This is a genomic window from Corynebacterium sp. LaCa78 (genome assembly GCF_046717505.1).
In the GTDB taxonomy this organism is placed as follows: domain Bacteria; phylum Actinomycetota; class Actinomycetes; order Mycobacteriales; family Mycobacteriaceae; genus Corynebacterium.
The window spans coordinates 611,004-625,177 of the sequence record NZ_CP177112.1 but is presented as its reverse complement, the minus strand read 5'-3'; the positions used below and the strand labels follow the sequence as shown (position 1 = coordinate 625,177).

General features: G+C 56.1%; 13 protein-coding genes. 11 read left to right on the top strand and 2 right to left on the bottom strand.

What is annotated here, in order from left to right; genetic code table 11:
• Window positions 1-10 precede the first annotated feature (10 nt).
• From ACLI1O_RS03100 to ACLI1O_RS03075, 6 genes are all read left to right on the top strand, one after another.
• Window positions 11-673: a TIGR03089 family protein gene (locus tag ACLI1O_RS03100; RefSeq protein ID WP_284853436.1), complete on the top strand. Its 663-nt coding sequence runs from the start codon at window positions 11-13 to the stop codon at window positions 671-673.
• 28 nt (window positions 674-701) lie between these two features.
• Entirely contained in the window at window positions 702-1,439 is a 738-nt protein-coding gene (locus ACLI1O_RS03095) for a sulfite exporter TauE/SafE family protein (RefSeq protein ID WP_284781773.1), read from the top strand.
• A gap of 189 nt (window positions 1,440-1,628) precedes the next feature.
• The gene (locus ACLI1O_RS03090) at window positions 1,629-2,264 is read left to right on the top strand and encodes an ABC transporter permease (protein ID WP_005277479.1); all 636 of its coding nucleotides are present in this window, start codon (window positions 1,629-1,631) and stop codon (window positions 2,262-2,264) included.
• Between the two features lie 2 nt (window positions 2,265-2,266).
• On the top strand, window positions 2,267-3,481 hold the full coding sequence (locus ACLI1O_RS03085) for an ABC transporter ATP-binding protein (RefSeq protein WP_284853435.1): 1,215 nt from the start codon (window positions 2,267-2,269) through the stop codon (window positions 3,479-3,481).
• A complete protein-coding gene (locus tag ACLI1O_RS03080) occupies window positions 3,468-4,220 on the top strand; it encodes an ABC transporter permease (protein WP_284853434.1) in 753 nt (250 codons plus the stop codon). The genes ACLI1O_RS03085 and ACLI1O_RS03080 overlap by 14 nt, the downstream gene beginning before the upstream one ends.
• Entirely contained in the window at window positions 4,217-5,173 is a 957-nt protein-coding gene (locus ACLI1O_RS03075; RefSeq protein WP_284849884.1) for a glycine betaine ABC transporter substrate-binding protein, read from the top strand. Before ACLI1O_RS03080 ends, ACLI1O_RS03075 begins: the two co-directional genes overlap by 4 nt.
• Window positions 5,174-5,471: 298 nt before the next feature.
• Here the strand turns inward: ACLI1O_RS03075 and ACLI1O_RS03070 are convergent, their stop codons facing one another.
• Together ACLI1O_RS03070 and ACLI1O_RS03065 are read right to left on the bottom strand one after the other, a co-directional pair.
• A complete protein-coding gene (locus ACLI1O_RS03070) occupies window positions 5,472-6,794 on the bottom strand; it encodes an MFS transporter (protein WP_284853433.1) in 1,323 nt (440 codons plus the stop codon).
• 466 nt (window positions 6,795-7,260) lie between these two features.
• The gene (locus tag ACLI1O_RS03065) at window positions 7,261-8,532 is read right to left on the bottom strand and encodes a threonine/serine exporter ThrE family protein (protein WP_284781957.1); all 1,272 of its coding nucleotides are present in this window, start codon (window positions 8,530-8,532) and stop codon (window positions 7,261-7,263) included.
• 536 nt (window positions 8,533-9,068) lie between these two features.
• On the opposite strand from ACLI1O_RS03065, the gene ACLI1O_RS03060 reads away from it, so the two are divergent.
• From ACLI1O_RS03060 to ACLI1O_RS03040, 5 genes are all read left to right on the top strand, one after another.
• Complete coding sequence (locus ACLI1O_RS03060; protein WP_411707036.1) at window positions 9,069-9,953, top strand: carbohydrate ABC transporter permease; 885 nt, start codon at window positions 9,069-9,071, stop codon at window positions 9,951-9,953.
• 29 nt (window positions 9,954-9,982) lie between these two features.
• Window positions 9,983-10,828 carry a carbohydrate ABC transporter permease gene (locus ACLI1O_RS03055; RefSeq protein ID WP_284785088.1) on the top strand — a complete coding sequence of 282 codons (846 nt, stop codon included), beginning with the start codon at window positions 9,983-9,985 and terminating at the stop codon, window positions 10,826-10,828.
• Window positions 10,829-10,903: 75 nt separating this feature from the next.
• Complete coding sequence (locus tag ACLI1O_RS03050; protein WP_284853432.1) at window positions 10,904-12,226, top strand: ABC transporter substrate-binding protein; 1,323 nt, start codon at window positions 10,904-10,906, stop codon at window positions 12,224-12,226.
• A gap of 37 nt (window positions 12,227-12,263) precedes the next feature.
• The gene (locus tag ACLI1O_RS03045) at window positions 12,264-13,358 is read left to right on the top strand and encodes an ABC transporter ATP-binding protein (RefSeq protein ID WP_411706947.1); all 1,095 of its coding nucleotides are present in this window, start codon (window positions 12,264-12,266) and stop codon (window positions 13,356-13,358) included.
• 170 nt (window positions 13,359-13,528) lie between these two features.
• The gene (locus tag ACLI1O_RS03040) at window positions 13,529-14,146 is read left to right on the top strand and encodes a hypothetical protein (protein ID WP_284853430.1); all 618 of its coding nucleotides are present in this window, start codon (window positions 13,529-13,531) and stop codon (window positions 14,144-14,146) included.
• Window positions 14,147-14,174: the final 28 nt, after the last annotated feature.

Here is a 14,174-nt window from a genome sequence, read left to right as displayed (position 1 = left end):
ATGGGCGGGTATGGAACTACTCGCCCATCTTTTAAACGCCGATGCCGCCAGCCCGCGGCTGACTGTTTATAACGAATCCACCGGCGCGCGCATGGATTTTTCCGCCCAGACGCTCGATAACTGGGTGGCGAAGATCGCCAATATGTTGGAAGAAGAGCTCGACTTGGAGCCGGATTCCACCATCGCCATCGATGTGCCCACCTCGTGGCAGGCCGCCGTCATTGCTTTAGGCGCCCTCGCCGCTGGGCCCACCTTTGATTTCGGTGAATCGGCCGCGCTTGCCGATGTCGTCTTTACCTCCCCCTCCCGCTACCTCGCTGCCCAAGAGCGGCAGCCGCAGGCCGATATCGTGCTCATCAGCGACGACCCCTTTGGCCGCGGCATCGTTGAATCCGGCGGGGATCTGCCCACCGGTGCCATCGACTTCGGCCCCACCGTCCGTTTTTATGGAGATCAGTACTTTGGTGAAACCCAGCCCCTGCCGGAATTGGTGACCCCGCCCGGCGGCGCCGAGCGGCTGCTATCTACCGGATGGAGCGACAAGGCTTCTTTCACCCGCGCCGTGCTCGAGCCCTTAGCCGCCGGTGGTTCCGCCGTCATCGTTGCTGGACTCTGCCCCGCGTCCCGCTTGGATGAAATTGCAGCGAATGAGAAAGTAACCGCCCGGCTGTAGGCCAAGTGGCCTATACTTGCCTTCCATCATGTTCTTGGGAATCTCTTCAGACGCGTGGGTCTACATCTTTATTGGTGTGCTCATTTTGGTCGGCACTATCACTCAGGGCTCGATCGGCTTTGGGCTCGGCACCATCGCCACCCCCATTGTCGCGCTCCTGCGCCCGGATTTAGTCCCCACGCTCATTTTGCTCCTCGCGCTGTGCATTTCCATCTATACCCTGGCGCGCACGTACCGCGAAACCTCATGGCGCCTAGTTGGCATATCCGTCATAGCCCGCATTCCTGGCTCGTTTGCCGGCGCGTGGGCGATCGCTTCTCTCTCGCACGATGGCCTTTCCATCTTCATCGGCTGCGCGGTGCTCTTGGCGATGTCCCTCTCCAGCCTCGGCTGGAGCCCCGAGCCCACCAGGCGCAATACCGTCCTGGCCGGTCTGACCTCCGGATTCCTGGGAACCTCTACTTCCATCGGTGGCCCGCCGATGGCGCTGATTATGAAGCGCTTTGACCCACAGCGCACCCGCGGAAGTCTCGCCGGAACCTTTGTGATCGGTACCGTCATGTCCCTTTTCATCCTGGGCTTTAGCGGCCAGGTCACCCAGCCGCAGGTCTATGCCGCAGCAGCGTATAGCCCCTTGGTGGTCATCGGCCTGTTCATTGCCAACTACCTGAACCACTTCATCGATACCAAGCGCCTTAACCGCATCGTCACGGTGGTAGCTATTACCGCTGCCCTTGCCCTTATCGGCCAAGTGCTGTTTTTCTAGGCCTCCAATAAGACCGGTATGACGTGGTAATCACTGCCCCCGGTTTTGTCCTAACCTGTCCAGCTATTGTTTCGCGCTGAAAAAAGCTTGTACGCTAGAAGCACATCATCAGCGCAGAGGAAGAACCAGAGAGTCTGTGCTCTCCATTAATTTTCCCTGCGCTCTATTCTCTTTCTTTTAGGTGATGAAATGAACGAATTTATCGCTGCGCGCTGGCAGGATATCCTCTTCCGCAGTTACCAGCACGCAAGCCTTGTCATCCAATCAGTTGCCGTGGCCCTGGTCATCGCGTTGATTATTGCCATTTTTGTAGCCCAACGCCCGCGCGGTGCGGCTATTGCGAATGCCTTAACCTCCATCGGCCTGACCTTGCCTTCGCTGGCGCTGCTTGGCCTTGCCATCCCGCTCTTTGGCATCGGCACCATACCGTCCGTTGCCCTCGTGGTCTTTTATGCCGTCCTTCCCATCCTGCGCAATGCCATCGTCGGTTTGCACACTGTCAGCGACGATGTCATCGAATCCGCCCGCGGGCAGGGCATGAGCTCGACGGCCATCCTTTTCCGCATCCGGCTGCCACTGGCCTGGCCGGTGATTATGACCGGCATCCGCGTCTCCACCCAGATGTCTATGGGTGTTGCCGCCATCGCCGCCTACGCGCTCGGCCCAGGACTGGGTGGATATATCTACTCAGGGCTGAGCCAAATCGGCGGCACCAATGCACTTAATTTCACGCTGGTGGGCACCATCGGCGTCGTCATCATTGCGCTCATTGTGGATGCGATTCTCGCCGGAATCCAAAAATTGACCACCCCGAAAGGTATTTAAGAATGTCCGATTCAACGCACGCTTCATCCACACGCTCTGCGGACGCGAGCAATAGCGGTGCCAGCATCGTTTTTAATCACGTCACCAAGGCCTATTCGGGACAAGACTCCCCCGCCGTCGAGGATCTCTCCTTCGAGATTCCGGCGGGCGAGCTGGTCGCATTCGTCGGGCCTTCCGGTTGCGGTAAGACCACCTCGTTGAAGATGATTAACCGCTTGGTGGAGCCAACCAGCGGCACCATTTATATCGATGGCGAGGACGCCACCAAGAAAAACCCCACGCAGCTGCGTCGCGATATTGGCTATGTCATCCAAGGCGGCGGGCTCATCCCACACATGTCTGTTGCGGATAATATCGCCCTGGTGCCCAAGCTGAAGAAGTGGAAGGCCGATAAGATTTCTCAGCGCACCGACGAGCTTTTGGAAATGGTGGGACTCGATCCTGCCACCTACCGCGATCGCTTCCCCAGCGAGCTATCCGGCGGCCAGCAACAGCGCGTCGGTGTTGCCCGCGGCCTAGCTGCGGATCCGCCGGTGGTCTTGATGGACGAGCCCTTCGGCGCGGTCGACCCTATTACCCGCACCCGCCTGCAGGATGAATTGGTCAATATCCAATCCGAGCTGAAAAAGACCATCATCTGCGTCACGCACGATATCGATGAGGCCATCAAGCTGGGCCACCGCATCCTCATCTTTGAGCCGGGCGGAAAGATCAGCCAGTACGATACTCCCGAAAATATCCTCGCCGCGCCTGCGAATGACTTTGTGGCTGACTTCATCGGTTCCGGCTCCGCCTTAAAGCAGCTCAACTTACGCCGCGCGGACGAGCTAGAACTTGCGGATCAGGCCACCGCGCGCATCGGCGAATCCACCGATAAGGCGCTTGCGCGTCTGCGCGAGGCCGGCGAGGAAATGGTGGTCATCGTCGATGACAAGGGCCATCCCCGCGACTGGATCTTCGCCCGCCAGCTCGAGCGCTACGAGACCATCCCGGAGCCGCAGTTCGAACTCAACTCCGTTGTGGATGCGCGCTCTACGCTTAGCGATGCCATGTCCGCCATGCTTGCTTCCTCCCACAGCGGTGCGCTTGTTACCCGCCGCGGCGAATTCGTCGGCGTTTTGTACTACGAAACGGTCACGGATTATATCCAGCAGATGAACGCCGCGGCTCAAGAGGCTTTAGATGAAAAGGAGGTGGATTCCGGTGGAGAAATTTAAGCGCCTCACTGGTGAAGACCGCCTCCTTATCATCGGCATCCCCATCCTGGTGGTGCTCTCGGTGGGCGGCTGGCTCATCTGGCACGCCACGGCCGAGCTGGATGATATTGAAGAGCGCACCTTGCAAATTAGCTCCGTACTCACCATGACCCGCGAACACTTGGTCCTCGTGGTCATCTCCGCGTTGCTGGTCATCGCCACGGCCGTTCCCCTGGGCATCGTGTTAACGCGTAAGTCCACCAAGTTCATGGCGCCGATTATCACCAGCATCGCGAATATTGGCCAGGCCGCGCCCGTCGTCGGCGTCATCGTCTTATTGGCCATCTGGCTGGGCTTTGGCGAACCGGTGGCCATCCTCGGCCTCTGGTTCTATGCCTTCTTGCCGGTACTCGCCAACGTGATTGCGGGCTTGCGGGGTGTGGATAAACAGCTTGTTGAGGCCGCCTACGGCCTCAGCATGTCGCCCCTCCAGGTACTCACCAAGGTCGAGCTGCCTATGGCCCTGCCGGTCATCATGACCGGCATCCGCACCTCCCTGGTGCTTTTGGTCGGCGCTGGTGCCTTCGCCACCTTTATTGATGCCGGCGGCCTCGGCGGGCTGATTACCACCGGAATCACCCTCTACCGCAACCCTATTCTCATCTCCGGCGCGGTCCTCATCGCATCCTTAGCCTTAGCGGTCGAATGGGTGGGCCGCGTTCTTGAGGTTGTCTTCGCCCCGAAGGGAATGATCAAATGAAACGCGTCCTCGCAACGCTTGCCGCCGCAAGCACGTTCTTCCTCGCCGGGTGCGGCCTCGGCACCGCCGGTGGCCTCATCCCGAGTGGGGAATTAAAGGGTGACCTGGCCGAAATTGACCTCGACGGCGCCAATATTTCCATCGGTTCCAAGAACTTCACCGAGCAGGTCATCTTGGGCAAGATTGGCGCGATCCTCTTGGAATCTGCAGGTGCCAACGTAAAGGACTTGACCAATATCCCCGGCTCTACCTCGACGCGCCAAGCGCTAGAGGTCGGCGATATGGACTCCATGTTTGAATACACCGGCACCGCCTGGATTACTTACCTGGGCAATGCCGATCCGGTCCCCGGCTCGCAAGAACAATACGAGGCGGTAAAAGAAGCCGATAAGGACCACGGACTTACCTGGCTGCCCCCAGCGCCGATGAATAATACGTACGCGCTAGCCATTAGCGCGCAGTCCCACGCAAAATACGGCCTCGAATCGCTAGCAGATATTAAGGGTATTCCCGCCAACGAACAGACCTATTGCACCGATAGCGAGTTCTTGGCCCGCAATGACGGCCTGCTTACCATGTTGGATAGCTATGGCGTTGAACAACCACCGCGCGACCGCATCCGGATCATGGATTCCGGCGCCGTCTATGCCGCCTTGAATAAGGGCGAGTGCACCTTCGGTTCGATCTTTGCCACCGATGGCCGCATTAAATCCCTGAACCTCACCGTGCTGGAGGATCCTGAGCTCTTCTTCCCCAAGTACAACCTCGCCCCGGTTGTGCGCACCGAGGTCTTGGAGGAATACCCAGAGATCAAAGATCTCTTCGCTCCCCTCTCGGAACTCCTGACGGATGAAAAGATGCAAGAGCTCAATGCCCGCGTGGACGTCGACGGTGAGGACTATACCGCCGTGGCACAGGATTTCCTCATCGATGAAGGGCTGCTAGAAGGATAATCCTCTGGCCGCTCTACCAGAGCAAATGGATATACAGAAAACTTTCAGTAATTTTCAGCGACCTATCAGATAGATTCCATGGCTGTTCCAGCCATATGCCCCATACTTAAATCATGCGTTTGAGAGAGCGCATACGAGAGAGATAGAGAGAACCCCTCAGTTTCCAGAGGGCGGTGCAAACCGATACATGGAAACACCCTTGTAGAGAGAGACGTCAGCGGCACTCGGAACCGAAAGGAACCGGGTGCCGCTGGCGTTTTACTAGTTCCACAGGCATAACCCGCACGGGTTATGCGGGCTATGCCACCAAGTCGTTCTTGCGCGGCGCGAAGAGCACGGCGGTACCCGTCACGATTGCAGCGGTCACAAGGTAAAAGGCTGGGGCGAGTTTATTTCCGGTGGTATCAATCAGCCACGTCGCGATCATCGGGGCGGTGCCACCGAAGATGGCATTGGCCGTATTAAACGTCAACGCGAAACCAGACAGGCGCACGTGCGTGGGGAACTGCTCGGAAAGGAAGGAGGGCAAGACGCCATCGTTAAGCGCCAGCACCCCACCCAGGCACACCTGAATGATGATGACGAGCAGGATGCCTGCGCCATCGAGAAGCATGAATGCCGGAATGATGGCAAGGCCCATAAAGAGCGCGGCGCACAGCATGGTGGTGCGCCGGCCAAGGCGATCGGACAGCAGGCCTGTCAATAGCGCGAAGCCCACGTAGAACGCGGAGGCCACCGAGGAAGCAATAAACGCCGGGGTTTCTGCCATGCCCAGCTCCTCCGAAAGATAGGTAGGCAGGTAGGTCAAGATGACGTAGAAGCCAATCGCGTTGAGCACCGCGCCGGCAAAGGCAATGGCCAGGGCCTTGGGGTATTTCAGCACCTGACGCAGGGGCGAAAGCTCGGTTTCCGCGTGCTTTTCAAAGCGGGTGGATTCCTCCGTGTGGCGGCGAATCCATAGCCCGTACAAGCCCAGCGGCAGCGCCACCAGGAAGGGCACGCGCCAGCCCCAGGAATGCAGGGCATCATCATCAAGCACGCCGGTAAGAAATGCCGCGATGAGCGAGCCCAAGAGCAGCCCGGATGCGGTGGCCGAGGGCACCACCGCAGCGTAAATCCCGCGTTTCCCAGGTGGGGCAATCTCAGCCAGGTGCGTGGCGGCGCCGGCGTATTCACCGGCGGCGGAAAAGCCTTGCACCATGCGGCACAGCAGGAGCAATAGCGTGGCGGCAAAGCCGATAGTGGCATACCCAGGCAATAGACCGATGCAGGCGGTCGCCAGCGACATCAGCACGATGGAATAGGTCAACGTGTGGATGCGGCCGTGCCTATCACCAATATGACCCCAGACGATTCCGCCGATGGGGCGCACCAGGAATGACAGCGCGAAGAGCGCGAAGGTCAAAATCAGCGCGCGGCGGCCTTCCATTTCCGGGAAGAAGACGCGCGAGATAATCGCGGACATATAGATATAGGCCGCATAATCGAACCACTCAATAAACGTGCCGATGAATGCAGCCTTGATAGCGGAAACGCGCTGTTCGTGTGAAGTACCAGGAACGTCCACGTCCCTTGGGACAGATTCATCGCTCGCTGGCGGTGGGGCTATCAGAGGAGCCATGCTCCTCACCTCGTTTCTATTGAGCTTCATTCGCAAAAATGGCGCAGCATCATCTGCACCCATAACGACGAGCCTACAGAAATTACTATGGTTTAGATCACTTTTATCTGCTTTTATATCCTCGCCTACAAACTTTGCTTGCCGATGCCTTCCTCCCCACCCAACTCACAGCACTTAGCAGCAACCTTTCAGGCAGATTCCATGGCTGTTCCAGCCATATGCCCCATACTTAAATCATGCGTTTGAGAGAGCGCATACGAGAGAGATAGAGAGAACCCCTCAGTTTCCAGAGGGCGGTGCAAACCGATACATGGAAACACCCTTGTAGAGAGAGACGTCAGCGGCACTCGGAACCGAAAGGAACCGGGTGCCGCTGGCGTTTTACTAGTTGTATTTTTGGCAGCCGCTTTGCCTGCTGCCTCTGGCTGCCGTTGCTGGTGGCTACCGCGAGGCCGAGCCACCGGCGCTAGGCGGGCTTCTTTCGCGGAATTTCCTTATCGAAGTCAATAAGCCGCCCCAACGCCCAATCGCGGTCCGTGAGCAACCGGGCAAATACCATCCCTGCGCCGATGGCGCCTACCACCATCAAGCCGGTGGCCACATTCGCCACCGCCTGATCCATCTGGCCGTCGTTAAGGTAATATACCGCGCGGAACATCGTCACCCCGGGGATCATGATGACGGCGGCTGGCACGGTGGTGGTAATGCGCGGCAACCGCGCCTTTTGGGAGGCCACCGCACCCAAGAGTCCGATAATCAGCCCGCCAATAAACGCCGCAAAGTAGACGGTCGTGCCCAGCTCCAAGAGGCCTAAGCGCACCGCGTTGGCCACTGTCCCCACGCTTGCAGCCACTAGGACCATGCGGCGCGAGGAATTAAAGAGGAAGGCAAAACCCGCGATGCCAAAGAAACTGGCGACAGAAGCCAGTAGGTACCACCGCGTATCCGGTGCGGGAACCGGCGGATCCGGGCTGAGATCTGTCAGCCAACTGACCATGGAGACGGTAAACGTAGCGGTAAAGATGACCGTAAACGCATACCCCAACCTGGCGATGCCCGCATCGAAGTCAAAGCGCGCAATATCAATCAGGGCCGAGAACAGCGGGAACCCCGGAATCAAAAAGAGCACCGCCGCTACATAGCCCGAGGAAAGCGAGCTCGGCTCTACCACCCCGGCAAATCCTAGGAGCTCGATGAGGATAAAGAACGTGATGCTAGCTGCCGCACCACCGGCGATGATCCCGCCAATTTGGTGCACATGCTGGTGCAATACCTCATAGCGCACGAATTGTCCCACGAATGCGGCCAGCGCGACGAGGCCTACCGCCTGCACCGGAAAGAAATTTAGGAATGCAAACGCCGCGCACGCGACCGCTGCCGCTGTGGATAGGACCCACACGCTCCAGCGCTTTTTCACGTCACTTTCAATGGAATCGAGCATCCCTGAAAGCTCTTCCGCGGTAATTCCGGAATACAGGTGGTTATGGGTGAGATCCTCCAACGCCTCAATGCGGGAGGCATCGACGGCCGGCGAATGCGTGCGCGCAATCACGGTGCGAAAGGAATCGCCCCGGTGAAAGGTACAAGTAATTTGGGTCAGCCCCACGTTGGCATCCAAATGATCAAATCCCAGCGCCCGGGCGCTGCGCTTCATGCCGCGCAGCACGCGATAGCCTGATGTGCCCGCCCCCATTAGCATCATTCCGACGCGCAAGACGACGTCAGCTTCCACGCCCATCTGCCGGTGAAAATTCGGATCATACTGCGACGACAAATCTTCCACCTCTACCTCGCGGGAAAGCTGCGATCCAGGCCACTTCTCGGCGGCCATTGCCCCAGCTTCCACCCACATTTTGGCTGTTTCTTCTACCTCCCAGACTAGCGCACCGTGCGCCTCCCTCGCGGCCTTCTTACCCTCCACTAACTTCCAGGAAAATTTCAGCTTTCTTCAATGCCCATAACAGGGTCTAGCGCCATACTTTTCTTAGCGTTCGAGAGAGCGCAAGAGAGATAGAGAGAACCAGCTCCAGCGCCCTGCGGCCCTTCACTGAGGCCCGGGCGCTGGAGTTGTTTTCAATAGAGTTCGCAATAGCCCCCTAGCCTTTACGGACTCGACGTTTTAAATTCATCAAAAGTTTCCATTATGTGAAACACCCCGTAATCTACGCGGTTTACGTTGGCTGGGTGACTCTCAGGGATGACCACGCCGACGCTAAGAACGGCATCGCGACTGCCACGGCCACCGGCCCGAGCAACGATAATTCATCGGAGCTCGTGCGAAAGGCTACAAAGAGCCGACATAAGGAATGGTTGCTGGCTGCCGCGCTTTTGGCGCCCAACCTCATCTTGCTGGCCATTTTTACCTACCGGCCACTACTGGATAATATTCGGCTTTCCTTTTTTAACTGGAATATTTCTAGTTCAAGCTCCACTTTTGTTGGTTTTGATAATTACGTGGAGTGGTTCACGCGTGACGATACAAAGACGATCGTCTTAAATACCGTCATTTTCACCTTTTTCGCGGTCATCGGCTCCATGGTAATTGGGCTTGCGCTTGCGCTACTTCTCAATCAAAAAATCAGAGGCCGCAACTTTGCACGCTCGGTGGTCTTTGCGCCTTATGCCATCTCCGGTGCTGCGATTGGTATCGCCTTCCAATTCGTATTCGACCCCAACTTCGGATTGATTCAAGAAATCCTTGGGTGGTTTGGCATTAGTTCTCCAAACTTTTACGCCGTGCCTAGCTGGGCGTTGTTCATGGTGACATTCACATTCGTGTGGAAGAACTTGGGATACACGTTTGTCATCTACTTGGCTGCCCTACAAGGCTTAGATAAAGAATTAGACGAAGCTGCCGCCATTGATGGAACTGGGCGTTGGCGCAAATTTTGGCGCGTGACAATGCCACAACTGCGCAATACCACCTTCTTCCTTTCCATTACGGTACTGCTCAACTCTGTGCAGGTCTTCGACATCATCAACGTCATGACCCGAGGCGGCCCTCAAGGAAACGGCACCCAGACGCTGGTTTTTCAGATTTATAACGAAACCTTTGTCAACTTCCGTGCTGGTTACGGCGCCACTGCTGCGACAATCCTATTCCTCATCCTGCTCGTCGTTACGTTGATTCAGGTCCGCATCATGGATAAGCGAGGTTAACCCACCCTATGGCTGATTCAAATCTTCACATGATCACAGACTCTTCCCCTGTATCAAGGCGTGCCAAGCTCATCGGTGGCTACGTAGGAATTATCCTCGTCCTCCTGCTCGTGGGACTGCCGTTGTTCTGGATCTTAATGACCTCATTCAAGGCCAGAGGTGATATTTACACCGACCCAGTTAACTGGCTACCGCCGACGTGGGAAACCAAAAATTACGCAGACGCCACAACGCGCGTTCCCTTCTGGACCTACCTGCGCAACTCCGTCTTCATTACCGCGGTCCTATCCGCTATAAAGATTGTGCTTGGTGTCATCTCCGCCTACGCCTTATCTATCCTTCGCTTCCCAGGACGCAATCTAGTCTTCATCGTGGTGATTTCTTCCCTGATGGTCCCTGCAGAAATCACGGTGATTTCCAACTACGCCTTGGTCAATTCCTTGGGATGGCGTAATACCTTTGTCGGCATCATCGTCCCGCTGGCTGGTGTTGCATTCGGCACCTTCCTCATGCGCAATCACTTCCTTTCCTTGCCTTATGAGCTTGTGGAAGCTGCTCGCATGGACGGTGCCGGCCCCATTCGCTTGCTCACCAAGGTGCTGCTTCCCGTTTCTTGGCCAACACTGACAGCATTTTCAGTGATCACACTAGTAAACGAATGGAATACCTACTTGTGGCCATTCCTGATGGCGGATACAGAACGGGTTGCTCCCTTGCAGGTGGGGCTGACCATGCTGCAAAACAACGATGGCGTTACTAACTGGGGACCAGTAATGGCAGCAACCGTTCTCACCATTCTTCCGATGGTCGTCATCTTCCTTGGCCTGCAGAAATACATGATTCAAGGTCTCACCACTGGTGCCGTCAAAGGTTAGAAGGCTTCTATCCCTATCACGCTCGCCGTTATCACCCTATCCTTCTCAATCTGACTTCTATATAAGGAGATACCCATGCTTCGCCGTAAGTTTCTCGCGCTAGCTTCCACTGCTTCTACCGCTACATTTCTTGCCGCTTGTGCTGGCACCTCATCTACTAGTTCCCAAGGCAGTAGCGACGGTGGCGATGGTGGCGAGGTCACGGAATTGACGTGGTGGTCCAACCACCCAGCTTCCTCAAAGGACATCGAAAAAGAAATCATCTCTCGCTTCGAGAAGGAAAACCCTGATATCAAGGTCAACCTTGTTGACGCAGGAAAGAACTACGAGGAAGCAGCACAAAAGTTTAATGCTGCACTCACAGGATCTGATCTTCCAGACATCGTGGTTCTGTCTGATGTGTGGTGGTATAACTTCGCCATCAATGGGCAGATTGCCAATGTTGATGATCTAGCCAAAGAAGCCGATATTGACCTTTCAAGCTATGTCCAACCGCTCTATGAGGACTACAACTACGACGGCGGCCACTTCGCGCTTCCCTTTGCCCGGTCGACTCCCCTGTTCTACTACAACAAGGACGCGTGGAAGAAGGCTGGCTTGCCGGACCGCGGACCGGAGTCTTGGGACGAAATGGATGAGTGGTCTGAAAAGCTCGCCAGCGCTGATTCTAAAATGAAGCCCTTTGGCTGGGGCGATGCAGTCGGCTACTTGGGATGGATTTTCCAAGGCCCCTTGTGGTCTAAGGGCGGCGCCTACTCCGATGAATGGGATTTGAAGTTCACTGATGACAAAACCATCGAGGCTGTGGAATGGCTCAAGGATGTTACCGATAACAAGAATGGCTATTCCTACATGGGCAATGACATGGCCATGGAATTCGGTACCGGACGCGCTGCAGCCACTGTCCTATCCACAGGCGATCTTGCAGGTATCACTGATACCGCTGACTTCGAGTTAGGAACCGCATTCCTTCCCAATCCAAAGGGAGACGGCGCTTGCCCCACCGGAGGTGCCGGCCTCGCCATTCCTTCCGGTATTAGCAAGAACCGCCAGTTGGCAGCCATTAAGCTGATTGATTTCATCACGAACGAGGAAAACACCTCATACTGGTCCCAAAATGTGGGTTATATGCCAGTCCGCTCTTCTGCTGCCGACAACGAAGATCAGAAGAAATTCATGGAAGAGAACCCGAATTTCGAAACTGCTATCAAGCAGCTTCCAGAAACACGCCCACAGGACAACGCCCGTGTATTCCTCCCTGGTGCAGATCAGGAGATTGGTGGTGCCTTCGAGAAGATCGTCACCAACCGCGACGATGTCACCAAGGTGCTCACGGATCTGGAAAAGACTCTGCAGTCCATTTATGACAACCAGGTAAAGCCCGTCATTAACGGCTAATCTTGCCAATTCTCCTTAGTATCTGAAAGGTAACACCATGGCTACTGTCACATTTGATGGAGCAAGCCGCATCTACTCCAAAGACGCGGAGCGCCCCGCAGTTGACCGTCTTAATCTAGATATTTCCGATGGCGAGTTTTTGGTCCTCGTCGGGCCTTCTGGCTGCGGAAAATCCACCAGCTTGCGAATGCTCGCGGGCCTTGAGCCGACCGACCGAGGTTCCATTCGGATCGGAGGAAAAGACGTCACTGGAGTCAGCCCATCAGATCGAGACGTAGCCATGGTCTTTCAGAACTACGCCCTGTACCCGAATATGTCGGTCGCGCAGAATATGTCCTTCGCTTTGGAGAACCGGAAAGTACCCAAGGACCAGATTAAGACGCGGGTGCAAGAAGCCGCCAAAATCTTGCAGATGGAGGATCTGCTTGACCGAAAGCCCGCAAATCTTTCAGGTGGCCAGCGCCAGCGCGTAGCGATGGGCCGCGTCATCGTGCGCGAACCAGCTGTATTCTGCATGGACGAGCCATTATCCAACCTGGATGCAAAACTGCGCGTATCCACCCGCGCGCAGATTTCAAATTTGCAACGTCGCCTTGGCACGACCACGGTATACGTAACCCACGACCAGACCGAAGCAATGACCATGGGTGACCGCGTCGCGGTGCTTAATGCAGGTGTCCTACAACAAGTAGATACCACTCGTGAAATCTACGACCGCCCCCAGAACGTCTTCGTTGCCGGCTTCATCGGCTCCCCTGCCATGAATATCTACAACCTCGCGCACACCTCTAGTCAGCTTTCACTGGGATCTACTCGCATCAACTTGGCGAATTACGACTTCGATGGTGCGCATTCCGTTACCGTTGGCGTTCGCCCTGAAGATTGGGTGCACACAGAGGAAGGCGCGGAATTTACCGTTAAGCACGTTGAAGAGCTCGGCAATCAAACCTACCTCTATGGCGACTTGGCAGACTCGGGCGAAAATCTCCAGTCGACGACCCGCATGGGCGGACAAACTGGGATATTGGTAAGTGCTCGCCGTGATTACACGATTGGTGACACTTTCCGCGTTTCCCCAGATCCTGACCGTATCCACCTATTTAGCTCTACTACTGGTGAGCGTCTAAATTAGAGTCGACAAAGCGAAGTTAACAATGTAAATTTCTATTTTGCCCGGTGTAGCAAAAATTGTTTGTTTCTCGCTTGCCTGAGACATCCACGCAATTCTGTTTCCCGCGGATATTGCTAAGGCCAACTGCACTCCACGAACGATAAAGCCAATCGAAAGGTCACTAACTGCCGATGCGCTCTCTGAAGAAGCTATCTGTCACCGCCCTTGCCACCACCGCCATTCTCGGCACTATCGCCGCGCCGGCCGCGAACGCAAAGAGCGACCCAGTACGTTCCATCATCGATCCTGGAACCTGCAAGGCCATCACCAAACTGGCTAACGAGGGCAAGCCGGTTCCAGATCCTTCCATCCTCCACGATGAGGACTCTGTGAAACCTTATTTCAGCGATGGCGTACTGAAGTACAAAGTGGCGGATAACTTCCCATACCGCAAGCAGCTGGACGCCGCCGTTGCCGAGTGGAACGAGGCTCTCGAGGGGAAAGCTACCCTTAAGGAAGTAAATCCTTCCGAAGCTGATGATGACACCATTTCCATCATCTACAATCCGGATCCCCGCGGCTACGTCCAAGGCTCGGCTTACCCAGATCACAAGTTGGTGTCCATCAAGATGCCCAACGCCACCTACCCTGAGGCGCTCCAAGGCACCATTGCTCACGAGCTAGGCCACATGATGGGCGCGGGACATTCCTGCGCCGGCGCACTTATGGCAGGTTCCAACCAGAACCCGATCTCCTATCACGTAACCCCGCTCGATGCGGCCGCCATCATCCAAGGTCAGTTCGACTAAGCACGCCTCGACTTCTCCCCTGGTCCTT

Bases quoted from the DNA above. Each gene is read 5' to 3' on its own strand.
- ACLI1O_RS03095 (WP_284781773.1), top strand. From the start codon at position 702: ATGTTCTTGGGAATCTCTTCAGACGCGTGGGTCTACATCTTTATTGGT.
- ACLI1O_RS03075 (WP_284849884.1), top strand. From the start codon at position 4,217: ATGAAACGCGTCCTCGCAACGCTTGCCGCCGCAAGCACGTTCTTCCTC.
- ACLI1O_RS03045 (WP_411706947.1), top strand. From the start codon at position 12,264: ATGGCTACTGTCACATTTGATGGAGCAAGCCGCATCTACTCCAAAGAC.
- ACLI1O_RS03085 (WP_284853435.1), top strand. From the start codon at position 2,267: ATGTCCGATTCAACGCACGCTTCATCCACACGCTCTGCGGACGCGAGC.
- ACLI1O_RS03040 (WP_284853430.1), top strand. From the start codon at position 13,529: ATGCGCTCTCTGAAGAAGCTATCTGTCACCGCCCTTGCCACCACCGCC.
- ACLI1O_RS03090 (WP_005277479.1), top strand. From the start codon at position 1,629: ATGAACGAATTTATCGCTGCGCGCTGGCAGGATATCCTCTTCCGCAGT.
- ACLI1O_RS03065 (WP_284781957.1), bottom strand. From the start codon at position 8,532: ATGGGCGTGGAAGCTGACGTCGTCTTGCGCGTCGGAATGATGCTAATG.
- ACLI1O_RS03100 (WP_284853436.1), top strand. From the start codon at position 11: ATGGAACTACTCGCCCATCTTTTAAACGCCGATGCCGCCAGCCCGCGG.
- ACLI1O_RS03050 (WP_284853432.1), top strand. From the start codon at position 10,904: ATGCTTCGCCGTAAGTTTCTCGCGCTAGCTTCCACTGCTTCTACCGCT.
- ACLI1O_RS03055 (WP_284785088.1), top strand. From the start codon at position 9,983: ATGATCACAGACTCTTCCCCTGTATCAAGGCGTGCCAAGCTCATCGGT.
- ACLI1O_RS03070 (WP_284853433.1), bottom strand. From the start codon at position 6,794: ATGGCTCCTCTGATAGCCCCACCGCCAGCGAGCGATGAATCTGTCCCA.